General features: G+C 43.8%; 26 protein-coding genes. 11 read left to right on the top strand and 15 right to left on the bottom strand.

Annotated elements, in window-relative coordinates; genetic code table 11:
• Positions 1 to 69: 69 nt before the first annotated feature.
• From AAA938_RS11730 to AAA938_RS11700, 7 genes are all read right to left on the bottom strand, one after another.
• Positions 70 to 831 carry a sensor histidine kinase gene (locus AAA938_RS11730; protein ID WP_338228924.1) on the bottom strand — a complete coding sequence of 254 codons (762 nt, stop codon included), beginning with the start codon at positions 829 to 831 and terminating at the stop codon, positions 70 to 72.
• Positions 824 to 1,546 carry a hypothetical protein gene (locus AAA938_RS11725; protein WP_338228923.1) on the bottom strand — a complete coding sequence of 241 codons (723 nt, stop codon included), beginning with the start codon at positions 1,544 to 1,546 and terminating at the stop codon, positions 824 to 826. The genes AAA938_RS11730 and AAA938_RS11725 overlap by 8 nt, the downstream gene beginning before the upstream one ends.
• A complete protein-coding gene (locus tag AAA938_RS11720; RefSeq protein ID WP_338228922.1) occupies positions 1,537 to 1,896 on the bottom strand; it encodes a molecular chaperone DnaK in 360 nt (119 codons plus the stop codon). Before AAA938_RS11720 ends, AAA938_RS11725 begins: the two co-directional genes overlap by 10 nt.
• 112 nt (positions 1,897 to 2,008) lie before the next feature.
• Positions 2,009 to 4,975: a protein translocase subunit SecDF gene (secDF, locus tag AAA938_RS11715; protein WP_338228921.1), complete on the bottom strand. Its 2,967-nt coding sequence runs from the start codon at positions 4,973 to 4,975 to the stop codon at positions 2,009 to 2,011.
• Between the two features lie 81 nt (positions 4,976 to 5,056).
• Positions 5,057 to 5,323 (bottom strand): hypothetical protein, encoded by a 267-nt coding sequence (locus AAA938_RS11710; protein ID WP_338228920.1) that lies wholly within the window; start codon positions 5,321 to 5,323, stop codon positions 5,057 to 5,059.
• Positions 5,324 to 5,461: 138 nt separating this feature from the next.
• Entirely contained in the window at positions 5,462 to 6,082 is a 621-nt protein-coding gene (locus tag AAA938_RS11705; RefSeq protein WP_338228919.1) for a uridine kinase family protein, read from the bottom strand.
• 31 nt (positions 6,083 to 6,113) lie between these two features.
• Positions 6,114 to 6,695: a non-canonical purine NTP diphosphatase gene (locus tag AAA938_RS11700; RefSeq protein WP_338228918.1), complete on the bottom strand. Its 582-nt coding sequence runs from the start codon at positions 6,693 to 6,695 to the stop codon at positions 6,114 to 6,116.
• Between the two features lie 192 nt (positions 6,696 to 6,887).
• Between AAA938_RS11700 and AAA938_RS11695 the strand changes: the two genes are divergently transcribed.
• Together AAA938_RS11695 and AAA938_RS11690 are read left to right on the top strand one after the other, a co-directional pair.
• Positions 6,888 to 7,451, top strand: a complete 564-nt coding sequence (locus AAA938_RS11695; protein ID WP_338228917.1) for an LOG family protein — start codon at positions 6,888 to 6,890, stop codon at positions 7,449 to 7,451.
• Between the two features lie 103 nt (positions 7,452 to 7,554).
• Complete coding sequence (locus tag AAA938_RS11690) at positions 7,555 to 8,058, top strand: hypothetical protein (protein WP_338228916.1); 504 nt, start codon at positions 7,555 to 7,557, stop codon at positions 8,056 to 8,058.
• Here AAA938_RS11690 and AAA938_RS11685 read toward each other — a convergent pair.
• Both AAA938_RS11685 and AAA938_RS11680 read right to left on the bottom strand, forming a co-directional pair.
• On the bottom strand, positions 8,045 to 8,425 hold the full coding sequence (locus tag AAA938_RS11685; RefSeq protein ID WP_338228915.1) for a hypothetical protein: 381 nt from the start codon (positions 8,423 to 8,425) through the stop codon (positions 8,045 to 8,047). The two genes, AAA938_RS11690 and AAA938_RS11685, sit on opposite strands and share 14 nt — an antisense overlap.
• Before the next feature lie 5 nt (positions 8,426 to 8,430).
• A complete protein-coding gene (locus AAA938_RS11680; protein ID WP_338228914.1) occupies positions 8,431 to 9,159 on the bottom strand; it encodes an LOG family protein in 729 nt (242 codons plus the stop codon).
• 162 nt (positions 9,160 to 9,321) lie between these two features.
• Between AAA938_RS11680 and AAA938_RS11675 the strand changes: the two genes are divergently transcribed.
• The 4 genes from AAA938_RS11675 (at position 9,322) to AAA938_RS11660 (ending at position 11,460) form a co-directional block, all read left to right on the top strand.
• The gene (locus tag AAA938_RS11675) at positions 9,322 to 9,924 is read left to right on the top strand and encodes a YkgJ family cysteine cluster protein (protein ID WP_338228913.1); all 603 of its coding nucleotides are present in this window, start codon (positions 9,322 to 9,324) and stop codon (positions 9,922 to 9,924) included.
• 64 nt (positions 9,925 to 9,988) lie between these two features.
• Positions 9,989 to 10,348, top strand: coding sequence for a phage holin family protein (locus AAA938_RS11670; RefSeq protein WP_338228912.1), 360 nt, complete (start codon positions 9,989 to 9,991; stop codon positions 10,346 to 10,348).
• Complete coding sequence (locus AAA938_RS11665; RefSeq protein ID WP_338228911.1) at positions 10,341 to 10,718, top strand: hypothetical protein; 378 nt, start codon at positions 10,341 to 10,343, stop codon at positions 10,716 to 10,718. Before AAA938_RS11670 ends, AAA938_RS11665 begins: the two co-directional genes overlap by 8 nt.
• Positions 10,705 to 11,460 (top strand): geranylgeranylglyceryl/heptaprenylglyceryl phosphate synthase, encoded by a 756-nt coding sequence (locus AAA938_RS11660; protein WP_338228910.1) that lies wholly within the window; start codon positions 10,705 to 10,707, stop codon positions 11,458 to 11,460. Before AAA938_RS11665 ends, AAA938_RS11660 begins: the two co-directional genes overlap by 14 nt.
• Here AAA938_RS11660 and AAA938_RS11655 read toward each other — a convergent pair.
• From AAA938_RS11655 to panC, 6 genes are all read right to left on the bottom strand, one after another.
• On the bottom strand, positions 11,443 to 12,372 hold the full coding sequence (locus AAA938_RS11655) for an AraC family transcriptional regulator (RefSeq protein ID WP_338228909.1): 930 nt from the start codon (positions 12,370 to 12,372) through the stop codon (positions 11,443 to 11,445). The genes AAA938_RS11660 and AAA938_RS11655 overlap by 18 nt on opposite strands.
• A 138-nt stretch (positions 12,373 to 12,510) precedes the next feature.
• Complete coding sequence (locus tag AAA938_RS11650; protein ID WP_338228908.1) at positions 12,511 to 13,650, bottom strand: acyl-CoA dehydrogenase; 1,140 nt, start codon at positions 13,648 to 13,650, stop codon at positions 12,511 to 12,513.
• Positions 13,651 to 13,752: 102 nt separating this feature from the next.
• Positions 13,753 to 14,439, bottom strand: coding sequence for a zinc metallopeptidase (locus AAA938_RS11645; protein ID WP_338228907.1), 687 nt, complete (start codon positions 14,437 to 14,439; stop codon positions 13,753 to 13,755).
• Positions 14,440 to 14,472: 33 nt separating this feature from the next.
• On the bottom strand, positions 14,473 to 15,474 hold the full coding sequence (locus AAA938_RS11640) for a lysylphosphatidylglycerol synthase transmembrane domain-containing protein (RefSeq protein WP_338228905.1): 1,002 nt from the start codon (positions 15,472 to 15,474) through the stop codon (positions 14,473 to 14,475).
• Positions 15,474 to 15,821, bottom strand: a complete 348-nt coding sequence (panD, locus tag AAA938_RS11635; RefSeq protein WP_338228904.1) for an aspartate 1-decarboxylase — start codon at positions 15,819 to 15,821, stop codon at positions 15,474 to 15,476. Before panD ends, AAA938_RS11640 begins: the two co-directional genes overlap by 1 nt.
• A gap of 24 nt (positions 15,822 to 15,845) precedes the next feature.
• On the bottom strand, positions 15,846 to 16,694 hold the full coding sequence (gene panC, locus AAA938_RS11630) for a pantoate--beta-alanine ligase (RefSeq protein ID WP_338228903.1): 849 nt from the start codon (positions 16,692 to 16,694) through the stop codon (positions 15,846 to 15,848).
• A gap of 124 nt (positions 16,695 to 16,818) precedes the next feature.
• Here panC and AAA938_RS11625 point away from each other — a divergent pair, with 124 nt between their 5' ends.
• From AAA938_RS11625 to AAA938_RS11605, 5 genes are all read left to right on the top strand, one after another.
• Positions 16,819 to 17,631: a glycogen/starch synthase gene (locus AAA938_RS11625; protein ID WP_338220600.1), complete on the top strand. Its 813-nt coding sequence runs from the start codon at positions 16,819 to 16,821 to the stop codon at positions 17,629 to 17,631.
• Positions 17,591 to 18,961: a DUF4270 family protein gene (locus AAA938_RS11620; protein WP_338228902.1), complete on the top strand. Its 1,371-nt coding sequence runs from the start codon at positions 17,591 to 17,593 to the stop codon at positions 18,959 to 18,961. The genes AAA938_RS11625 and AAA938_RS11620 overlap by 41 nt, the downstream gene beginning before the upstream one ends.
• Positions 18,962 to 19,083: 122 nt before the next feature.
• The gene (gene glmS / locus AAA938_RS11615) at positions 19,084 to 20,925 is read left to right on the top strand and encodes a glutamine--fructose-6-phosphate transaminase (isomerizing) (RefSeq protein ID WP_338228901.1); all 1,842 of its coding nucleotides are present in this window, start codon (positions 19,084 to 19,086) and stop codon (positions 20,923 to 20,925) included.
• Positions 20,926 to 21,049: 124 nt separating this feature from the next.
• Complete coding sequence (prfA, locus tag AAA938_RS11610) at positions 21,050 to 22,123, top strand: peptide chain release factor 1 (RefSeq protein ID WP_338228900.1); 1,074 nt, start codon at positions 21,050 to 21,052, stop codon at positions 22,121 to 22,123.
• A gap of 73 nt (positions 22,124 to 22,196) precedes the next feature.
• Positions 22,197 to 22,721, top strand: a complete 525-nt coding sequence (locus AAA938_RS11605) for a GNAT family N-acetyltransferase (RefSeq protein WP_338228899.1) — start codon at positions 22,197 to 22,199, stop codon at positions 22,719 to 22,721.
• Positions 22,722 to 22,728 lie beyond the last annotated feature (7 nt).

Here is a 22,728-nt window from a genome sequence, read left to right as displayed (position 1 = left end):
AACAGGAATCACTTCAATTTATTAAAAATCAAACCTATTTGCCACGTCAAGGAAAGGAAATGCTTTCAATCAAACTGTGGAGGGTAGCTGAATTCGGATCAAGGTGCCGGCGCCTATTTTTGACTCAATATCCAATTTCCCACCGATGGTCTCCATTCTTTTTTTGATGTTATACATCCCACTTCCCTGAGATGCCTTGGAAGTGTCAAAACCAGCCCCGTCGTCGTGTATTTCAATTTGTCGGGAAGATCCATTTTGAAAAATCAAGATCTTAAGCTCGGTAGGCTTGGCGTGTTTGATGGCATTATTGAGGCATTCCTGAATCACCCGAATCAGCACCAGTTTTTTGTCTTTTGCGAGTTGATTAAAAGATTGATCCGTGTGGAAAGAGGTTTTGCAATAGCCAGTAGACTCGATTTTACCCAATTGGCCTTGAATAAAATCATCTACCGTGATGGATTCCACCCAGTCTAGATTCAGGGATTTGGATAGATTTCTTACCTCTTGAATGATTTGGTTCAAAAACTCCTTTCCTTCAGCTTGGCGCTCGGGTTTGGAGGAGTTGAGATTGAGCTTGGCCAAAGAAAGAAGCTGACCGATATTGTCATGAAGTTCTCGCCCCACATGGGTCAGTGTGTCTTGCTGAATTTCCATCTCAATATCTGAAAGCATTTTATCGTATTCAACCTTAAGCTGCTTTAGCTTTTCCTGATTTTGAACCTGTCGTTGTCGGTGGAGAACCACGATAGCCACCACAAACACTGACATGAAAAATGCGAAAAATATTCCTCCAAAAAGGATAAGGATAAACTGGCTTTCCTGCTCAGACATGAATGGTTTCTAGTTCAAATCTTTGCTTTAATACATAGGAATAAATGCCAAAGCAAAGGAGTAGGTTACAAAGTAAGGCCATGTGTCTTGGAATCTCATACACCATATAGTATACTTCCAAGTGGTGTGTATACAAGTAGACGTAAGATATATAGATCATGAATGAGGAGGAAATATAGAATAATATAGTAGTGGTAACCCAAAAACTGAAAGACTTCAGGGGATTGATAGCCAAAAATTCATCCATGGTGATCAATTCGAAAAAATACAAGCCGCAGGACGAAAGTATAAACACGGTATTTACTAAAGCAATGTATTCTCCTCCATCATGAAGTGAGGCAATTCCAATAAAATGCAGAGCACCAGAAATCACCAATAATGCTCCACTGAAATACAGAACAACCTTTCTGTGAGCTTTCTTTTTCAATAAACTTCGAATCAAAAGCAAAAAGAGAATAGCTCCGATATGTCCATTGAAAATGTTGTAGACCCAATGATTATCAATTCCCTGAGCGGCTAATATACTGGCAAAAAATTCATAGAAAGCTGTAAGGATCAAGATCCCTAGGGAATAAAGCAGGGTAGGATTGGTTTTATCTTCTTTACTTAGAAACAAAAAGCCAATCAACCCCACTAATCCAAAGAAGACTATCAACTTTATGTAATAGAAGTCCCTTTCAAAGAATGCATGATATAAAAGTTCGTCTATTCGCATTTTGGAGGGCACATGTTTCCTCTGTCAAAGTATTCGTCTCCATTTTGCAAACTCACCCTTGAATCGGCCGGGAAAATCGGTGAAAATACCAGTCCGAGTCTACCCACATAGAGGTCAGCATCATCGCCATAATATTTTTTAGCGACTTCTTCGGTGTATTCAATAAAGTGAAACTTTATTCCTGTTGCTCCTTCTTGTCCCAAAGCTTCCATGATGTCCTCTTTGGTATAATAAATCCAGTTGGTTTGATCATCTATCTCCTTATTCTTGTCTTTTCCAGCCTTGCCTTTTTTTACTTCCTTGTCATACTTGGCTTTCATTTGCTCAAAGTCTTCTTTGCTGATTTTCATGGTTGCTTGATGAAGTGATGTTAAGTTTTAGATTCCAAAATATAGTTGAATTTTATACCACAAAAAAAGGAGCAGATGATGGTCTGCTCCTTTCTTGTGTATTTTGTTTGGATTAAGCTGTTTTCTTAGCTTCTTTTTGTCCAGACTCTTGTTCGATTTCCTTTTTCATCAAGTCAACTACGATTGGAGTCGCGATGAAAATAGAGGAGTAAGTACCCACTCCGATACCTACAAACAGGGCGAAAGAGAAACCTCTCAGTACTTCCCCGCCGAAAATCAACAAGACGATCACCACGATCAAGGTAGTGAAGGAAGTGATCAAGGTACGGCCCAAAGTCTGATTGATCGCATCGTTGAATACTTTCACCAGTTTGTGCGTGCCTCTGTTTTCGATATTTTCCCGGATTCGGTCAAATACGATCACCGTATCGTTGATAGAGTAACCGATCACCGTCAACACCGCAGCAATGAATACCTGGTCGATCTCAAATGTTGCTCCGAATGCACTGGCGATAGCAAAGGCAGCAATTACAAATAGGGTATCGTGAATCAAAGCCACAATGGAACCCAAAGAGAACTGCCACTTTCTAAATCTCAACAAGATGTAGAGGAAGATCGCAATCAAAGCGACCATCATGGCTTCCAGGGAGGAAGCCTTGATATCATCTGCTACAGTAGCTCCTACTTTGGATGAACCGGTGATTGCAAACTGATTTTCACCCAACAATTCAGCGTTTTCGATAAAGTTAAATCCGGTCACATTGGCGATTCCTTCCTTCACTTTGTTTTCTACTTCTAAGTTGGAAGCGTCGTCATCTTCATTGATCAGGTAAGAGGTGGTTACTTTCAGGACATTGTTTGAACCGTAAGTTTTTACTTCCACAGAGCCGTCAAACTCACCGTCCAAGCCAACTTTCAAGTCGGATGGAACCATCGGCTGGTTGAACTCTACGATGTAAGATCTACCTCCGGAGAAGTCAACTCCAAATTTCAATCCATTGATGGCTGCAATAGCCAAACCGATGATGATAATCCCTGTAGAGATCAGGTAAGCTACTTTTCTCTTGCTCAAGAAATCAACTTGTAGGGCAGAAAGTGCATTTTTAGCAAATGGAGCAGAGAAATTGATGTTGCTCTTATCTCCTTTTTTGGTCATCCAGGATACAATCACGCGAGTGATGAATACCGCTGAGAAGAAAGAGGAGGCAATACCAATCATCAATACAATCGCAAAGCCTTTAACCGGTCCCTGGCCCAAAGAGTACAGAATGGCACCGGTAAGGAAGGTAGTCACGTTACTATCCAAAATAGCTGAGAAGGCTTTATTGTAACCTGAATTGATTGCTGCAAGCAATCCAGCTCCGTTTCTCAGTTCTTCTTTGATTCGTTCAAAAATCAATACGTTAGCATCGATTGACATACCAATGGTCAATACGATACCTGCAATACCTGGCAAAGTCAAGGCGGCGCCAAGCTGAGCCAAAATTCCAAGAATAAAGAAGATGTTGAATACAAGAGCCGCAATAGCTACCAAACCACCTTTGGTGTAATAAGCGATCATGAACAAGACCACCAAAACCAAACCGGCTACCATGGAAATAATACCTTGGCTTTGAGCTTCTTTACCCAAAGTTGGGCCGATGATGCTTTCTTCTACGATTTGAGTCGGAGCAGGAAGAGAACCTGATTTGAGGATATTTGCCAAATCTTGGGCTTCCTGAAGGGAGAAGTTACCTGAGATTTCAGACTGACCGTTAGGAATCTCCCCGTTCACCACAGGAGCGGTGTACACGTAGTCATCCAATACTACGGCAATTCTTCTGCCTACATTCTCGGAGGTAAGTTTTCTCCATTTTCTGGCACCTTCTGCATTCATCTGCATGGATACGGCAGGTCTGGAAGTCTGATCCAAAGTCTGTCTGGCATCAGTGACTACGTCACCTTCTAAAGGAGCTTCATCACTTCCTCTTGCTGTCTTCACAGCATAGAGTTCGATGATTTCTGTGCCGTCTTCCGCAGTTACCGGCTTAACGCCCCAAAGAAGTTTGAGGTCTCTTGGCAAAAAGGCCTGATATCTCTCATTTTTCAAGATTCGATTGACCGCGAGGGTATCTCTCATATCGTACACCAAACCGTAGTTAGCCTTGAGCAAGCTGATGACCGGAGACACATCATTGGTAGAGTTCAATGGATCCAATTCCTCCAATTGCTTCTCTAGGGCATTCTTTAAAGAGTCTTCTGGAGAAAGATTTTCTTCTACCACTGGTTCTTCTTCGGTAGTAGTTGCTTTTTGGTCAGATACCCAGGTTGAGTTGATGGTTTCGATAGCTCCTCCATATTCGTTGAGCTCCAATACTTCCCAAAACTGAAGCTTAGCCACACCCTGCAAAAGGTTTCTTACTCGCTCCTGATTGTCAGCACCAGGCAATTCGATCTGGATTCTGCCAGAACCTGCGATTCTCTGGATATTGGGCTGAGAAGTACCAAATCGGTCGATACGAGTTCTTAGGATATTAAAAGAACGGTCGATGGCATTTTCTACCTCAGTATTGATGATGTCGAGGATTTCAGAATCAGAGGATTCCAGAGAAATTCTTCCTCTATTGGCAGCAGTTGCAAAAATGCTGCTTAGGTTTTTACCTGGGTTGTTTCTTTGCCAAGCTGCATAAAATAGATCTGCAAAAGGAGAATTGGAGGTTTTTGCCTCTTCTCTTGCTTCTTCTACTGATTTGTTAAATGCTTCATCTCTTGGGTTTCCGGCGATTCCCTTGACAATCTCCACAGGGGATACTTCCAAGGTCACGTGCATACCGCCCTGAAGGTCAAGTCCAAGTCCCAGTTCGGTTTCTTTTACTTCTTGGTAAGTGAAATCAGCTCCCAAGAAGCTGTAAACGGGCTGTCTCCAGATAGAGTCAAGATAGGCTCTTCTTTTCCCGAAATCTATATTGCCATTGGTATCCGTAGCATATTCAGTTGCTGTTTGTTGGATTCCATTGGATACGAAAGTGAATGACAGATAATACAGACAGAGCGCTGTAATGACCACTGTCAAAAACACAATGATGCCTTTGTTTTGCATAAGGTATAAGTAATTGTTTGTTAAGAAATACGTGTGAATGGGTTTCCCATCAAGGGAAAAGGAAATGAATCAAGAAAAAAATCAGGGCCCTTTGGTGGAGATTATCCGCTCAAATAGCGTCTCCACCAGAGAATTGGGAATAGAGGCAGATACTGCCTGAAGAGTAGGAAGCTTCAGCTCAAAGCTGAAAATCTGGTATATAAGATAAAATATGGTGTCGGCCACTTGCACCGCAAAAGGTACAACTGCATCCAAAGCAACACTAATAATGGTTTGATCGGGATTATCGGCGTTCTGCTCGGTTCGAACCTGCTCGGCATCCGTAGGCAGATATTCTACGCTTGACACAAAAAAGCACAAGAACATTACCAGCAGCAGAGTGAGCCGCTGTTTCAGTAAGCTTGAAGATGTGCCGAAGTTCTTTTTCATGCGCGGCAAATATAGAGAATAATTGGAATCGAAGCGATTCCAGCCCAATTTTTTAGCTTAGGTATGTGACTTGATTCTGAGGTAGGTACGGATCACATCCAAAGCCCTTTCAAAACTTTGATTGTTTGGGACGATCAAGTCAGCCTCATTTTTGAATGGCTTGATGTACTTTTCGTAAGTGGGCATCACGTGCATTTCATACCGATAGAGCACATCATCCAGATCATAGCCCCGCTCTACCTTGTCCCGGATGATTCTTCTTTTGAGCTTGATATGATCTTTGGCATCAATAAAAATCTTTAAATCCAACAGATCTGCCAGTTCAGGATAGTACAAAACAAAAATCCCTTCAACCACCACTACGGGAGCAGAGCTGAAGGTGAGCATTTTTGGTTTTTTGGCTGCGTTGTTGAAGGTATATTCCTCCCGATACACCGTTTCTCCCTGTTGGATTTTGCGGATATCGCTTGCGTACTGTTCGAAATCTATGCTGTGAGGCGTATCGAAATTATGAACCCCCTGAGCATCGATGGGCTGGAGATGCCGGGGTTTGTAATAGTTGTCTTGAGAGATAAGACAAACCTCGCCGGGATCAAAGCTGCTCAACAATCGCTCCAGAAAAAGAGTCTTTCCGGAGGCAGAGCCTCCTGTGATACCGACGATGAAGGGTTTTTTCATGAGGGGCAAAGTTAATTCATTTTGGGACTACTCAGAATTTTCTTTGGCTGAGGAATTCAATTAATGATTTTATTGCTTTTCCCCGGTGACTGATTTGGTTTTTTTCTTCCAAAGTCAATTCAGCAAATGTCTTTTCAAAACCCTTGGGGCGGAAGACAGGATCATATCCAAACCCTCCAGTGCCAACTTTTTCTTCCAGAATTTCCCCTTCTGCCACTCCTTCAAAGGCATATTCTTTCCCCTCCAAAATCAGCGCAATCACCGTTCTAAACCGGGCTTTTCGATGGCTTTGATCCTTCATTCTTTCCAATAGAAGCTCAATATTTCGCTCATCGCTACGGGGTTCTCCTGCAAATCTTCCCGAATACACCCCCGGAGCCCCATTCAATGCCTCTACTTCCAATCCTGTGTCGTCCGCAAAGCAATCCACTCCATAGTGCTCCTTGACATATCGGGCTTTCTGGAAGGCATTGGCATCAAGCGTATTTCCTGTCTCCGGAAGTTCTTCATGACATCCTATTTCCTCAAGCGAGACGATGTGATGTTCAGGACCAAGAGCGGCTTTTACCTCCTCAATTTTCTTTTTGTTGTTGGTCGCAAAACAGATTTTCATGGCAGAGAGGGGGAAAGAGGAATTCGTGTTTGATTTTCAAAGATGAAGGTAAAATACTTTTCCAAAGGCGAAAACCTCCAATTTTCTTCTTTTTCGAAAGGAGATTCTGTTCAGAAATAAATTCATCTATCTTCCCTTCCAATTGCAATCCTTCGATCTTTCTATTTTAGTAATCAAATTCCACAGAATGAAATGAAAAAAATTACGGTTTACTGCGGGTCCAAAAAAGGCAATGGGTCCATTTACGAAGCTGGAGTCAGGGCATTGGCTCAGGAGATGATCAAAAGAGATCTTTCTCTGGTATATGGTGCAGGAAGAGTAGGTTTGATGGGAGTGATAGCAGATGAAATGCTGGCGGCGGGAAAGGAAGTTTTGGGAATTATCCCTCAAAAACTGGTAGATCGTGAAGTAGCCCACACCGGATGCACCGAGCTGATCATCGTCGAGACCATGCGGGATCGGAAGTGGCTGATGGCTGAGCGGGGAGACGGTTTCATTGCTATGCCGGGTGGAATAGGTACCCTGGAGGAGCTTTTTGAAATCATGACACTCAATCAGCTACACTACATCCAAAAGCCTTTGGCTCTCTACAATGTCAATGGGTACTACGACAAGCTCATTGACTTTCTAAATCATGCCATGGAGGAGGGCTTTCTCTATCCGGAGCAGGAGGACTTAATCATAATCTCTGATGATCCGGTGGAGCTATTGGATCAAATGAGTGCCTATCGCTCCTCAAGGCCTTCAGATTGGTGAGGTCAGGAAAAGGGAAAAAAGAAGAAAAACAGGATTTTTCAGGACAATCTTTTTTCCTTTTTTTGAATGAGAAATAGTATTTTTGCCCAAACCCCCTGATTGAATGATCGATAAGCTGTTTCCTTTAGACAAAAATTACATTTTGCGCCAAGCCCAATTTGCATTGGAGGAAGAACTGCTCGATCAGATGGTGTATGAGTTGAAAAAGTCCTACACTCATCTTTACAATCCCTTACAGCTGATGGATGAGACGTATGAGCGGATTTTGGATACGTTTGAGTTTCCTACGGATAGGATTCGGTTGATTTACAGACAGCTTTGTGGCATCTACCGATTCAGAAATGGGGATAACCAACTCGAATTACTTTTTGATGGGAGAAGTCACTTTGACAAATTCAAAGAGGAGTGGGAATCAACTTTTCTCTTTTGGGTGAAAAATCTCGGACAGCATGAGCAATATGTCAAAACCATGCTGAGGATGACCCTGCTTTTCGATACAGAATCTCGGGCAGAATGGGCAGAAAATAACTGCAAGGGCTTTATCAATCAGTATTTTGAACTGAAAGTGGTCAAGAGACAGGGTGAGCTTAGGCTCAAAGTGGGCTGAGGTCAGCAGACTTCATTTTTGACAACCCTTTTACCATCGCTTTTGGTAGTTGATTCAGCGCTTCATCCTTTAGCCAAATCAGGATAGCTCCATTTTTGGCAGCCTCTCCATATTCCTTCACAGCATCAGGCGTCTTAAGTACTTTCATTTCTTTGATGTGATCAGGATTAATCCCTCGGATATCCTTGTCTTCAAACTCCCCCGTTAAATCTCCCACAAAGATCACAAAAAGCGGATTCCCAGGCTCTTCGAGGGAGGATACGCAGCGGGTTTTGAACACCACCGTCTTGGCTTCTGCCTCTTGTCCGTACGAAGAGAAACCCGCAAAAGATAAAATCAAAAGAAAAAGGAATCCGCTTTTCGTCATTGGGTTTAGAAGTTGGGACTGAGGAGGTATTTGCTGTAAAACTCATCGATGGCTTTAACAGCCTCTGTAGCATTATCTACCACGGTAAACAAATCCAAATCAGACTCACTGATGTAATTAGGATCGCCTCTCAGCAAGGTCTTTTTGATCCAGTCGACCAGTCCGCCCCAGTAATCCTTGCCTACCAATACGATCGGGAATCGACCGATTTTGTTGGTCTGAATCAGGGTGAGCGCTTCAAAGAATTCGTCCAAAGTGCCAAATCCTCCCGGAAGTACCACAAAACCCTGAGCATATTTGATAAACATGACCTTGCGGACAAAGAAGTAATCAAAGGTCAATAACTTATCTCGGTCGATGTAGATATTGTTGAACTGCTCGAAGGGAAGCTGGATATTCAAGCCTACAGACTTTCCTCCTTCCGAATAGGCTCCTTTGTTACCTGCTTCCATGATGCCCGGTCCACCTCCGGTAATCACTCCATACCCATGACGGACGAGCTTTGCTGCAATTTCCTCTGCCACTTGGTAGTATTCATGGTCTCTTGGGGTTCGGGCAGAACCAAAAATAGAGACACAGGGGCCGATTTTTGCCAGCTTTTCGAAGCCTTCCACAAATTCTGACATGACTTTAAAAATGGCCCAGGAATTTTCACTTTTTATCTCGCTCCAATTTCTTTCCTCAAACGCTCGTCGGATTCTTTCTTCCGACTTTTTCTCATCGATATGACTCATCTTGTCCTTGTTTAACACATTAAAAAAACGATTCCCAGCCTATATTGGTCATTCTTTTTGACTTAAGTCTTGTAAAAAGCTGTAAATCAGAGTAAAAAAATCTTTGTTCGGAAGGATTTATCCGCCTTTTCTCATCCTAACTTTGCCCAATATTCACATCGTATGAGTCTGGTAGAGAAGGCCCGGGCAGTTCAGGAATTATTTTCAGAACTGGAGGAGGAAGCAAAGACATTTCATCAGGAAGGAGGGCTAGGATGCCTATCGGGCTGCGGGTTTTGCTGCTCCAACCCCAAGGTGCCAGCGTCACCTTTGGAGTTTTTGCCGCTGGCATTTGATCTGGAGTCCAAAGGAATCGCAGATGAAATCGCCAAACAGTTGGCAATGGAAGAGGAGCCGGGGTCCTGTGTGGTGTATCGTAAGCTAAGCGATGACGGCAAGAAGGGCTTTTGTGGAAATTATTCCCAAAGAGGATTGATCTGCAGGCTTTTTGCCGCCTCTGCTCGTAGAAACCAAAAGACAGGGAGAAAGGAATTGATAACCTGTAAGCCCCTGAAGGAAGAAAAGGCGGAGGCCTATCGGGTAGTTTCAGAAAAGATCAATGACACTATGGAAATTCCCATGGCCTCTCAATGGTACACACGGCTTTCAGACATCGACGATCATCTCAATCAGCTTTATCCGATTAATCAGGCGATTTTGATGGCTTTAGAGCTAGTTTTGACCTACAGATTTTATACGCAGGGAGAAGAAGGTACTGCCCAATGATTTTTTTGGTGAAGGGTTTTGGCTTATATTCGATTTTAGTTTAGCCTTCAATTTATATCCAACCATGATCAATGTCGGGGAAATTATCAAGACCCTCAGAGGAATAGTCGAAGCTCGAATCGGGCTCATTAAGGAGGAAATTCAGGAAGAGTTTTTGGGTTTTCTTTCCCGTCTGATTTTGTTGGTGATCATCGGAAGTCTCTTGCTGCTGGTGTTCCTGTTTTTGTCTCTTTCTCTGGCATTTTTCCTTAGTCAGGTGACACAAAGCCCTTATTTGGGATTTCTGATAGTCGCTCTGATGTACTTGTTGGTGGTACTGGTGCTGTATCTGAGTAGGGATTCCTTGAGGTTGAGACAGCGAACGGAGGGTGCATTGAAAAACTTTTTCTCCAACATAAAAAACGAGAAAACTACCGATGAGTAAGGAATTGGAAAAAAGGTCTGAAGAACTTGAGCAGACCCTCAATAAACAGCTTGAATTGCTGAAAAAAGAATCTGAGGATTGGCTGAAAGTAGGTGCTGTAGTGGCGACGGGAGCCCTTTTGGCATTTGCAGTGGTCAAGGCTACCCGAAAGAAAAAGCAGCACAAAACCCAAGAAGCCCTGGAAGTGCTGGACCGGGAGGGATTGCTGAATGAGGATATCCGGAAGCGTCTTACCGAACCCAAAAAATCCACTTTTTGGCCCAGTCTGACCCAGCGGGTCTTGATTTTGGGATTGGCATTGGCCAAGGACAAAATCTACAGCGCTCTTTTTACCCAGCCCGAAGAGGTAAAAGACAGTGAAGAAAGTTAAAAAGCTTCTTAAGGATCTTTCCAAATCGGGGAAAAAGGGTGTAGCGTGGTTGATTGACCCGGAGAAGGGAATTGATAATCGGCTTCGAAATTTCCCTGAATTAAGCGCCTTGGATTTGATTCTAGTTGGTGGCAGCTACTCTGCCGGTGAAGGCTTGGGTGATCTGATCCGAGAGGTGAAAAGTATAGTTTCCGGGGTTCCTGTTTGTATTTTTCCCGGGTCCCAAGGACAAGTTTCTGCCGAAGCTGATGCTTTACTTTTTCTTTCCCTGATTTCAGGACGTAATCCGGAATACTTAATTGGTCAGCAGGTCAAAGCTGCCCGACAAATTCACGATTCCGGGCTGGAAGTGATCCCCACCGCTTATATCTTGGTCAATAATGGGGAGCTGCACAGCGTCCATTCGGTCAGTCAGACGCTTCCATTGCTCAATTCTCAAGTTCAATTGGTGTCGGATACGGCATTAGCCGGGAAGTTCTTAGGCTTGACTTGCTTTTTTCTGGATGCAGGCAGTGGAGCTGTAGCGCCTGTGAGTCAAGAGGTGATTTTTGAAGTCAAGTCTTTGGTAAAAAGTCCATTGATTGTAGGGGGAGGATTGGACTCCCCACAAAAAGTGAAAATGGCCTTGGATGCCGGGGCAGATTTGGTGGTATTGGGCAATCAGGTAGAAAAAGATCCTGATTTTCTAAAAGAGATTTTGGAGCTCAAAAAAGCTTACAATCACTTATTGGAAGCTAATTAAAGAGTCCCTTCTTCTCATTTTTCCGGCAGGCACACCATACATCATCTTGAATCGTCTGCAGAAATAGGCAGTGTCTTTATAGCCCACTTCTTTTCCGATATCCCGAATGGACTTTTTGGAGGTTCGGAGTAGCTCCACAGCCGCTTCCATTCGTTGGTATTCGATGTAGTCCTGAGGATTGATTCCGGTGAGCATTTTGAAGTATTGGCCTACATAATCTTCCGATACATTGGCTACCTGTGCCAGGACTTTGTTGGACAGATCGCCATTGAGATTGGTTTTGATGTAATTGAATAGGTCGATGAGTCTTGGGTCTTTGAAATAGGTAGCGTTGGTGGAAAGCTCTTCGGTAAACAATCGGTTTTTCAAAATATGCCGGAGCAGCTCGATCATCAGCACCTCAGTGAGTGATTTGAGTACCCTTTCTTTTCCCACCGTTCCGTTTTCAAGCTCCTTCACGATATCCTCGATCAGCGTGGCAATCCGGTCATTGAACCGAATGATGAAGGGTGGAATATCCAGGGAATTAAAAAAGTTAACCACATCGAAGACCTTGGATTCAAAATTGATCAAGGAGATGCAGTCTTCATCTATGCTTTTGATGTCTTTGAAGCTGATGCTTTGCAGGTATTTTCTTTTGGAGTCCGAAAACTGCTCAAAATCCATCTCGGCTCTTTTGCTGCTGCTTCCTATAGTAAGGACTGTTTTTCTTCCTTTAGGGAGAAAAAGAATCTCTCCTTCATTGACCAGCTCCTGATCTTCTCCGAATTTTAGGTTTCCATGGTGCAATAAAATCAGGGCGTTTTCATTTTCCTGGTAGTCGTTTATCTTCACTGCCTTTTCTACCCGGTAGTTGTTGCCTTTCAAAAAACGAATGTGTACGGATTCAATGATTTTATTGTAATAATCCATGGAGTAAGATTTAGGTAGAGGGTAAAAATATCACTTTTCCAGAAAAGAACAGGAATATATTTTTCAGAAAGTCATAAAAATAAAAAAAAGGATATAATTTATTTGAATTATACCCTTTTCTAAAGCCTTTAAATTTTATTATTTCAACACTCCACGAGAGATTACGATCTTCTGGATTTCAGAAGTGCCTTCATAGATCTGAGTGATTTTGGCATCTCTCATCAAGCGCTCCACATGGTATTCTTTGACGTAACCATATCCTCCATGAACTTGGACTGCTTCTACAGTTACATTCATTGCGACTTCGGAAGCATATAATTTGGCCATGGCTGAAGCATGGGCATAATCCTCGCCTTGATCCTTTAGCCAGGCTGCTTTGTACACCAAAAGCCGGGCAGCTTCAATCGAAGTTGCCATATCGGCTAGTTTGAACTGAATAGCCTGATGCTGACTGATAGGTTTGCCAAAGGCTTTTCTTTCCTTGGAATAAGCAAGTGCCAATTCGTAAGCTCCTGCTGCAATCCCCAATGCTTGGGCGGCAATGCCGATTCGACCGCCATTTAGGGTTTCCATGGCAAAAGTAAATCCAAAGCCCTCTGCTCCGATTCGGTTTTCGACCGGGACTTTCACATCGGTAAACATCAAGGAGTGGGTATCGGACCCTCTGATTCCCAATTTGTCTTCCTTTTTTCCCACGACGAATCCTTCCCAGCCTTTTTCCACGATGAAAACTGAAATGCCCTTGTGGCCTTTGGAGGGGTCAGTTTGGGCTATGACCAAATAAATGCTTGCAGTATTCCCGTTGGTAATCCAGTTTTTAGTTCCATTGAGCAGATAGTGGTCGCCTTTTAGCTCTGCGGTGGTTCTTTGGGAGGTAGCGTCAGAGCCAGCTTCCGGTTCGGAAAGGCAAAAAGCCCCAATTACCTCACCGGTAGCCAGTTTGGGGATGTACTTTTCTTTTTGGGCATCTGAGCCATATTTTTCCAAGCCCCAAAGGACAAGGGAATTGTTCACGGACATGGAGACAGAAGCAGAAGCATCCACTTTGGAAAGCTCCTCCATAGCCAGGACATAGCTCAGGGTATCCATCCCTCCACCATTGTACTTCGGGTCGGTCATCATGCCCATGAAGCCCAATTCACCCATTTTTCGGATTTGTTCTGTGGGAAATTTGGCTTCTGTGTCCCGGTCAATCACTCCGGGAAGTAGTTCGCTCTGAGCAAATTCTCTCGCTGCTTCCCTTACGGCCAGATGCTCTTCGGTCAATTGGAAATTCATAGAAGTAGTTAAATTATCGGGTGTTATATTCTTGGCGAAAAGATAGCCAAAAAAAGAAAAGGGGCAAAAATGCCCCTTTAGTAAACTTATTTTTTCTTAGAATTAATCCCTGTTGCCAAAGAAAATCATAATGTAATACGCGAGAGTAGCCAGAGAAGCTAGCGCAGCTACTACATAAGTCATCGCCGCCCACTTGAGCGCGTCTTTGGACATGGCGTATTCATCTCGGGTGACCACATTTCGGTTTTGTACCCAAGCCAAGGCTCTGTTGGAAGCGTCAAACTCCACAGGAAGTGTCACCAAAGTAAACAAGGTCATCACTCCATAAGAGCCTACCACGATGTATCCAATCAGAGGGACAGGAAGTCCAAGTGCAAATCCTCCGAAAAGGGAGGCGATCAAAACCACATTCAGGATTTTCCCGGATATGTTTTGAATGGGTACCATGGCAGAACGGAAGTTGAGCCAAGTGTAGGATGTCGCATGCTGCACGGCGTGACCGCATTCGTGTGCGGCAACGGCAGCTGCAGCGGCATTTCGGCCGTAGAATACATCCGGAGAAAGATTCACGGTTTTGTTCATCGGATTGTAGTGGTCGGTCAATTGACCTTCTACGCAGACGACTTGCACATCGTGAATGTTATTGTCTGCAAGCATCAGCTTGGCAATTTCAGCACCTGATAGGTTGGCCTGAAGAGGCGTTTGAGAGTACTTTTTGAATTTGCTTTTCAGTCTGCTGCTGACGACAAATCCTAGGATTGCAAATACTACTACAATGAGTATAATCATGGTTTTGGTAATTTATTCGGAATGAATACGAAGTTAGACCTTGTCAGGTTTAATCCAAGCGGGGATTCTCATCATTGCTAGCCAGCTTAGTAGACCCAAGATAAGCATAAATACAAGTTGGGTACCGTGTATGATGGCAGCGAAGATTTTCCCGTCTGTCTCTGACACTCCCAATTGGATCAAAATGTAGGCCACGAGTGCATGAAAGGTCCCTATCCCACCTTGAACAGGCGCTACCATGCCAATACTCCCCATGACCATGACTAAAAGGACTTCTCCCGGTGTCAAATTGGCAGTGCTTTCTATAGCCAACGACACAAAGTACATGGTAAGAAAGTAAACGACCCAAATAGCCACTGAAGTAAGCCAGAATCCTTGAGGATTGCGCATTTGGGAAATGCTTTTGACTCCGGAAAAAATCTGACGGAAAAAGCCCTGAAGCTTATTGATCAGTCCATGATTTCGGAATCTTCGAAAAAGAATATAAAAGAAAAGAAAGAATACGACCGCTCCCCCCAAAACCAAAGGCAGATTGTTTGCGGCTTTTTCCCCCAAGGAAGATAAATCTACGAGCCCGGAAGAAAGATCCAGGAAAAGTTGATTTTCCAGTAAAAAGGCCAGGAGAATGGTACCCACTAGGAATAGTAAATCAATGCTTCGTTCGATGATGACTGTACCCAAAAGGTGTCCCAAAGAAACGCCATTGGTGCGAGTGAGAATTCCGCAACGCGCCACCTCTCCGGCTCTTGGCACCAGAAGATTGGCCAAATAGCCAATCATGACCGCGTGGTAGGAGCGGGTAGAATCAACGGGGATTCCCTCCTCTTTTGAAATCAACAGGGTCCATCTCCAGCCCCTTAGCCAGAACCCAATCCAAGAGATAACCAAAGATCCTCCAATCCAAAGCCAGTTGCTCGTCTGAAGCTGATTCCAAAGGTTTGAAGCGTCGATGTCCTTGTACAAAAACCAAAAAATCCAAACAGCTACCCCCAGTGAGAGTGCTATTTGGATTCCTTTTTTGAGTGTAGAGTTCATTAGATCAGCCGATTCCTTTCATCGGGGAAGATAAGAACAGGATGGTATTTTTTCGCTTCTTCCAGTTCCATTCCTGCATAGGAGATAATAATAACTATATCTCCAACGGCAGCTTTGCGGGCTGCTGGTCCATTCAAACAGACCTGGCCGCTGCCTCTTTCTCCTTTGATCACATAGGTTTCCAGTCTTTCGCCATTGTTGACATTGACTATCTGAACTTTTTCATTTTCGATCAGATGAGCAGCATCCATCAGGTCTTCATCGATGGTAATTGAACCCACATAGTGGAGCTCAGCCTGGGTGATTTTCACCCGGTGGATTTTGGATTTAAGAATTTGGATTTGCATTGGTTTAGTTTTTCCGGCGCGAAATTAAGGAATTATCGGCAGGTTGTCGATCAATCGGATTTCTCCCAAATAAGCTGCGACACAGATGGAGGATTTTTTCGCAGGGCTGAATTCCGACTGACTTTCAAATGTGTCAGGATTGACCAACTCGAAATAATCCAGCTTGGCCAAAGGTACCTGGAGAAAATCCTGCTCGATTTCCTTTTTGACCTCCAACCAGAATTTCCCTTCAAAAAGTTCTTTTTTTGCCTTTTTTAGACTGTGAATTAAGATCAGGGCTTGTTCTCTTTCTTCGGGACTAAGCCGGAGATTTCGCGAGGACATCGCTAATCCGTCTTCCTCTCTGCGGGTGGGGACGATTTCCAATTCGATAGGAAAAGAAAGATCCTTAACCAATCGTTTGATTACCGCAACCTGCTGAAGATCCTTTTGTCCAAAAAATGCCACATGGGGTCGGATAGCATGAAAAAGCTTGGAAACCACCAAGCCTACTCCGTTGAAATGTCCCGGTCTGAATTCTCCTTCAAGCACCCGTTCTACAAAACCAAAGTCCAGCTTGAGTTCAGCTTTATCCGGATACATGGTTTCCACATTGGGCACAAATACATAATCCACGCCTACGGACTCCAGCTTTTTCAAGTCTTCTGCAAGCGTATTGGGGTACTTTTTGAAATCCTCGGGATTATTGAATTGGGTAGGATTGACAAAAATCGAAACGAGGGTTGCATCGGTATTTTCGAGAGACTTCTGCACCAAATCCAAGTGTCCCTGATGCAATGCACCCATGGTAGGAACAAAACCTATTTTTTCGTTTTTCTGGAGATGGCTGAGCCATAAGGGGTTCCACTCAGAGGGGGTATTGATTCGTTTCACGAGATGGCAGGATTTTGGCCAAATTGGGGCAAAACTAGATTAATATCCAGAATTACAAGGCTTTTAGGCTTTTTTTTATTACCTTTGTGCCGTTGTTTATCACTTTCATTAAAATCCCATAAGTATGTCCAAACTACGTATTCTCTACGTCGCCAGTGAAATCAACCCTTTCTTACAAACTTCTGAAGTAGCCAATTTCTTACGAACACTCCCCCAAGCCATGCAAGAGCGTGGAATGGAGATTCGTATTTTGGTTCCAAGATTTGGGTTGATTAACGAAAGAAAAAACCGACTTCATGAAGTAGTTAGACTCTCCGGGATCAATATCGCGGTAGGTGAGGAAGAAAAGCCACTGGTCATCAAAGTAGCCTCTATCCCCAATGCCAAGCTTCAGGTGTATTTTATCGACAACGAAGATTACTTCCAGAGAAAAAGCGTATTCCATGACAAGCAGGAGAAATTTTACGAAGACAATGACGAGCGTGCCATTTTCTTCTGTAAAGGAGTAATCGAAACTGTGAAAAAATTAGGTTGGGCTCCGGATATCGTGCATTGCAATGACTGGATGACCTCTTTGATCCCGATGTATTTGAAAACCACTTACAAGAACGATCCACTTTTTAAAGACACCAAAACGGTCTTTGGGATTTATTCCAATGGATTTTCCCATACCTTTGGCGACGATTTGTTAAACAAGGTTAAGATGGTGGACATCGATGACACTATTTTAGCACCTTTGAAAAGCAAAGACTTCACCGGATTTATCAAGCTGGGTATGGAATACGCCGACATGGTAATCAAAGGTCAGGATGTCTCTGCCGAATTAAACCAACTCATCGAGGATTTCTCAAAAGATAAAAAGTTTGAAATCAGTATTGAAGAAGAGCAGCAAGCTCATGAAGAGTTATACGGCATCTACACCAGTCTCGCCGGTTAAATGGGCCTTTTTGGCCCTCATTTCCCTTATTTTCCTAAATTCTTCCTGCAGTGATCCCTCCCGGATCGGTATCGAACTAGCTCCTGATAATAACCAAATCGGTGTTTTTTATCGGGAGTTTGCTTTGGATGCCCAGATGATTTTGTTGGACTCGTTCAATACGACCAACTCTACCATTTTGCTGGCAGGTCATGAGCAGGATGATTTGTTTGGAGTGACCGAAGCTACTGCCTTCAGCAGGATGTTTTTGGATGTGACCGAGGACAGGCCAAGGAATGATGCCATTTTGGATTCCACTTTCTTCAGCCTGGATGTGGTCAGTGTGAATGGATCCAATCTGGACCAACCTAAAAAGTATTCGGTTCACCAGCTCACTGAGCCGATTCTGGATACCTTGTATTACAATTTTGACCAATTGGATTACCAGCCAACTCCTTTTGCTGAGGTGGAGGCAACCTTTGGTGACGTAAAGGATACTACTCTGGTTTTTCCAGTGGACGAGACCTTCGCTGACGATTTCTTTGTAAGACTTAGAAATACTCGGGAATTTCAAACCCTTTTTGAATTCAGAGATTATTTCCCAGGTTTTGCATTGCAAGCTCGGGAAGGAGATAATACGTCTATCGGTGTGGCCTTGGGTGGAAATACAAGCTTGACCTTTTTCTTCCATTATGCTGGCGATACCGTAGCTTCTGCTTTTACCATTTCTACTTTCTCTTCGAGAAGTTTTAATGGGATAAAGTCGGATAGGTCCGGCACGCCAACGCAAGTCATTGTCGATAAGGGAAAAACTTACGACGTGGGACCTATTGTAGGAATGAAATCCGGGTTAGCCATGGCGCTGAAAGTGGATACCAGTCCAATTGATGCCTTCCTGGATACACTAAGCGGTGTGACTTTTAATCAGATCAACCTGAATATTGGTCCCATTGAGGCACAGGATGAGGATAATAATCCCATTTCTGCCATGGTGATGAAGTTTATTGATTCCGAAAACCGGGTTTTGTTAAGTTCTCTTCCTGCAAAAAATGAATTGCATGTGCAAGGAGATGGTCAACCTCAGGTGATCGAGGATGAAAACGGAAATCTTGTTCCGAACAATTTCTTTGCTTCAGCGGCTGTACTTCAATTCGATTCTGAAAACAAAGAGTATCGTACGCGAATCACTTCTCATGTCAATGCGATTTTCAGAGGTCAGCTTCAAAGACAAGATTGGTTATTATTTGCAGAAACTCCCGCTCAGGGGATTGAATTCCGCAGATCCATGAGGCAATACAAGATCAATAAAGATAAAATTAAAGTTCAGGTGATTTACTCCAGAACGAGATAATCAATCGATTTCGAAAAAGTCTCTGTAATCCACTTTCTGTTTTTGCAGAAGTGGATTATTTTTTTTGGCACGAAACCTGTTTCTTTGCGGAAGTATAATTCAACTTTTAAGAATTTTTCATTATGTGTGGAATAGTTGCGTACGTAGGGCAGCAGGAAGCTTTGCCTATCATTCTCAAAGGCCTTCGTAGATTAGAATACCGAGGCTATGATTCAGCTGGGGTTGCACTCCTTGACCAAAATGGACTTAGTGTTTACAAGAAAAAAGGAAAAGTCGCTGAGTTGGAGAATTATCTTCAGACCAACGGGCAGCTTCAATCCAAAATAGGAATCGGCCATACCCGATGGGCAACTCACGGTGAGCCTAATGATGTCAATGCCCATCCGCATTACTCGGCCTCCGAGCGCTTTGCGATGATTCATAATGGGATCATTGAAAACTACGAGGTATTGAAAAAAGATCTTCTTCAGAAAGGTTACACTTTCCAAAGTGAGACAGATACTGAGGTCTTCGTGAAGTTTATCGAAGATATCTATGTCAACAACCAATGCTCTCTCGAGGAGGCACTGCGATTGGCACTTCACAAAGTAGTGGGTGCCTATGCCATCGTTTTGATCAATATGGAAGAGCCTGACACGCTGATTGCAGCCAGAAAAGGCTCTCCGCTTGTGATCGGAGTGGGCGAGGACGAGTATTTTCTGGCTTCTGATGCGACTCCAATCATTGAGTACACCAATAAGGTGGTTTATCTGGATGATTATGAAATAGCAGTGATCAGAGGTGGAGCATTGCAAGTCAAAACCATTGAAAATGTCCACACCAACCCTTACATCAATCAGTTGGAGTTGGAATTGGAAGCGATCGAAAAGGGTGGCTACGAACATTTCATGCTCAAGGAAATCTACGAACAGCCCAAATCGATAGCAGACTGTCTCAGAGGGAGGCTAGATGCCAAATCAGGAAGACTGGTTTTGGGAGGCTTGAGAGACTATATGAACAAGTTTCAGAATGCCGAGCGAATCATAATTACCGCCTGCGGTACTTCCTGGCATGCTGGTTTGGTGGCCGAATACCTCTTTGAAGAATTTGCCAGAGTACCTGTGGAGGTGGAATATGCTTCTGAATTCCGATACAGAAATCCGGTGGTAAATGAAAAGGACTTCGTGATCGCGATTTCCCAATCGGGAGAGACTGCAGATACCCTAGCTGCCATTGAGCTGGCCAAATCACGCGGTGCTACCATCTTTGGGGTTTGTAATGTGGTGGGTTCTTCCATTCCTAGAGCCACTCATGCTGGATCATACACACACGCAGGACCGGAGATTGGTGTAGCTTCTACCAAGGCTTTTACAGCCCAGATTTCTGTTTTGGCTATGATGGCCCTCAAGTTGGGCTATCAGAGAGGCACCCTGCCAGAAAACAAATACATTCAGCTTCTTCACGAGCTAGCGGCTATTCCTTCCAAAGTAGAAAAAGCCCTTCAGTCCAACGAACTGATCAAATACATTTCTTCAGAATACAAGGATGCCCGTAACATGCTTTACTTGGGAAGAGGATACAATTTCCCTGTGGCATTGGAAGGTGCGCTGAAACTGAAAGAAATTTCCTACATCCATGCTGAAGGCTACCCTGCAGCAGAAATGAAGCATGGTCCGATTGCCTTGATCGATGAGGAAATGCCAGTGATCTTTATTGCTACCCAGGATAGTTCTTACGAAAAAGTAGTCAGCAACATTCAAGAAGTGAAGGCTAGAAAGGGAAAGGTGATTGCTGTAGTGACCGAAGGTGATACCCAAGTCAAAGCTATGGCAGACCATGTCATCGAAATCCCAGAGGTTCATGAGGCTTTTGTGCCTTTGGTAGCGGTAGTTCCACTTCAGCTTTTCTCCTACCACATTGCGGTAATGAGAGGTTGCAATGTGGATCAGCCTAGAAACTTGGCAAAATCAGTAACGGTGGAATAAACCCGATTTCTAGATCAAAAACCAAGAGCCTGATGGAAAATCAGGCTCTTTTTATTGGAGGCCTATTCCCTTTTTCTACTCCAAGAATAAATTTCCTTACTTTTGCGCAGCCAAGAAAAAACCCATGCTCGATAAATTACAAGCCCTTAAAGAACGATTTGAAGAAGTTGGTCAGCTGATCATCCTGCCTGATTCGATGGCAGATATGAGTAAGTATGCCAAGCTGACCAAAGAGTATAAAGACTTGGAAAAAATCGTGGCTGCTTATGATGAATATGACTTGGTGCTTCAAAATATCGACAGCTCCAAGGCGATTCTGGACAAGGAAAAAGATCCGGAGTTTCGTGAGATGGCGAAATTGGAACTGGAAGACCTTCGGGAAAGAAAGGAAAAGCTGGAAGCTGAGTTGAAGGAATTGCTTATTCCCAAAGATCCGAATGACTCCAAAGACTGTATTTTGGAAGTTCGTGCAGGGACAGGAGGAGATGAAGCGGCGATTTTTGCAGGTGATCTTTTTCGGATGTATGAGCGCTTTTGCGAAATGCAGGGCTGGAAGCTTACGGTGCTGGATTTGACCTTTGGCACTGCAGGAGGCTACAAGGAAATCATAGCCACGGTATCCGGAGCGGACGTCTACGGTATGCTAAAATATGAGTCCGGTGTGCACCGCGTGCAGCGCGTACCGGCTACCGAGTCTCAAGGGCGTGTGCACACCTCTGCTGCTTCAGTGGCTGTATTGCCTGAAATGGACGAAGTGGAGGTGCATTTGGATATGAATGATATTCGCAAGGATACCTATTGCTCCTCAGGTCCAGGAGGACAATCGGTCAATACTACCTATTCTGCTGTTCGTTTGACCCACAATCCTACGGGGCTGGTCGTAACTTGTCAGGACGAAAAGTCTCAGATCAAAAACTTTGAAAAAGCACTCAAAGTACTCCGTTCTCGACTGTATGAGATTGAGCTGGCCAAGCACAATGAGTCTGTTGGGGCTCAGAGAAAATCCATGGTAGGCAGTGGTGACCGTTCGGACAAAATCCGGACTTACAACTATCCCCAATCCCGGGTGACTGACCACCGAATCAACAAAACAGTCTATAATCTACCTGAAGTGATGGACGGGCATATCGAAGAATTCATCTCCGCGCTGAGAATGGCAGAGAATTTGGAGAAAATGCAGGCAGGAGGGATCGAGTGATCAAATCCCGCTTGTCATACCAAGGGAAACCTCCTATATTGAACAATTCAAGCCCCATAACCGCTGTACTTTTATGATCATTGCCGGAGAAAGAGACATCAACTTAGTCACTTGGAATGAGTCTCATTTCCATCAACTTTATCCACTTGCCAACAATCCCAAGATTGCGATGAATCTCAGGGACAGTTTTCCTCAGCCCTATACCATTCATGATGCCCGACACTGGATAGAGCACAATCAAAAGTTCAATCCCCCTCAAAACTTTGCCATCGAATATGAGGGAAAACTTGTAGGTGCTATCGGTTCCGAGCGGGGTAAAGACGAGTTAAGGACCAATGTGGAATTAGGCTTTTGGGTAGGGGAGCCATTCTGGGGCAAAGGAATCGCTACGGAAGCGGTGAAGATTTACACTAAGTATATTCTTGAGAAGTTTGACATTGAGCGGATATTTGCTCAAGTGTATGATTTCAACGGAGAATCCATGAGTGTGCTCGAGAAAGCAGGCTATATTCCCGAGGCGATTCTCAAGAAAGCCTACATCAAAAGAGGGAAAATCGGAGACATATTTCAGTATGTAGTAATAAGGGATGAGCAGTAACTCATCC

The organism is Algoriphagus taiwanensis, from assembly GCF_036245645.1.
Classification (GTDB): domain Bacteria; phylum Bacteroidota; class Bacteroidia; order Cytophagales; family Cyclobacteriaceae; genus Algoriphagus; species Algoriphagus taiwanensis.
Note: the sequence above shows the minus strand (reverse complement) of the source record. Positions and strands in the feature narration are given on the sequence as shown.

Bases quoted from the DNA above. Each gene is read 5' to 3' on its own strand.
- AAA938_RS11680 (WP_338228914.1), bottom strand. From the start codon at position 9,159: ATGAGTCATATCGATGAGAAAAAGTCGGAAGAAAGAATCCGACGAGCG.
- AAA938_RS11685 (WP_338228915.1), bottom strand. From the start codon at position 8,425: ATGACGAAAAGCGGATTCCTTTTTCTTTTGATTTTATCTTTTGCGGGT.
- AAA938_RS11650 (WP_338228908.1), bottom strand. From the start codon at position 13,650: ATGAATTTCCAATTGACCGAAGAGCATCTGGCCGTAAGGGAAGCAGCG.
- AAA938_RS11665 (WP_338228911.1), top strand. From the start codon at position 10,341: ATGAGTAAGGAATTGGAAAAAAGGTCTGAAGAACTTGAGCAGACCCTC.
- AAA938_RS11625 (WP_338220600.1), top strand. From the start codon at position 16,819: ATGTCCAAACTACGTATTCTCTACGTCGCCAGTGAAATCAACCCTTTC.
- AAA938_RS11725 (WP_338228923.1), bottom strand. From the start codon at position 1,546: ATGCGAATAGACGAACTTTTATATCATGCATTCTTTGAAAGGGACTTC.
- panD (WP_338228904.1), bottom strand. From the start codon at position 15,821: ATGCAAATCCAAATTCTTAAATCCAAAATCCACCGGGTGAAAATCACC.
- AAA938_RS11620 (WP_338228902.1), top strand. From the start codon at position 17,591: ATGAAGAGTTATACGGCATCTACACCAGTCTCGCCGGTTAAATGGGCC.
- AAA938_RS11730 (WP_338228924.1), bottom strand. From the start codon at position 831: ATGTCTGAGCAGGAAAGCCAGTTTATCCTTATCCTTTTTGGAGGAATA.
- AAA938_RS11605 (WP_338228899.1), top strand. From the start codon at position 22,197: ATGATCATTGCCGGAGAAAGAGACATCAACTTAGTCACTTGGAATGAG.
- AAA938_RS11645 (WP_338228907.1), bottom strand. From the start codon at position 14,439: ATGATTATACTCATTGTAGTAGTATTTGCAATCCTAGGATTTGTCGTC.
- AAA938_RS11690 (WP_338228916.1), top strand. From the start codon at position 7,555: ATGATCGATAAGCTGTTTCCTTTAGACAAAAATTACATTTTGCGCCAA.
- glmS (WP_338228901.1), top strand. From the start codon at position 19,084: ATGTGTGGAATAGTTGCGTACGTAGGGCAGCAGGAAGCTTTGCCTATC.
- AAA938_RS11705 (WP_338228919.1), bottom strand. From the start codon at position 6,082: ATGAAAAAACCCTTCATCGTCGGTATCACAGGAGGCTCTGCCTCCGGA.
- AAA938_RS11700 (WP_338228918.1), bottom strand. From the start codon at position 6,695: ATGAAAATCTGTTTTGCGACCAACAACAAAAAGAAAATTGAGGAGGTA.
- prfA (WP_338228900.1), top strand. From the start codon at position 21,050: ATGCTCGATAAATTACAAGCCCTTAAAGAACGATTTGAAGAAGTTGGT.
- AAA938_RS11670 (WP_338228912.1), top strand. From the start codon at position 9,989: ATGATCAATGTCGGGGAAATTATCAAGACCCTCAGAGGAATAGTCGAA.
- AAA938_RS11695 (WP_338228917.1), top strand. From the start codon at position 6,888: ATGAAAAAAATTACGGTTTACTGCGGGTCCAAAAAAGGCAATGGGTCC.
- AAA938_RS11720 (WP_338228922.1), bottom strand. From the start codon at position 1,896: ATGAAAATCAGCAAAGAAGACTTTGAGCAAATGAAAGCCAAGTATGAC.
- AAA938_RS11655 (WP_338228909.1), bottom strand. From the start codon at position 12,372: ATGGATTATTACAATAAAATCATTGAATCCGTACACATTCGTTTTTTG.
- secDF (WP_338228921.1), bottom strand. From the start codon at position 4,975: ATGCAAAACAAAGGCATCATTGTGTTTTTGACAGTGGTCATTACAGCG.
- AAA938_RS11675 (WP_338228913.1), top strand. From the start codon at position 9,322: ATGAGTCTGGTAGAGAAGGCCCGGGCAGTTCAGGAATTATTTTCAGAA.
- AAA938_RS11640 (WP_338228905.1), bottom strand. From the start codon at position 15,474: ATGAACTCTACACTCAAAAAAGGAATCCAAATAGCACTCTCACTGGGG.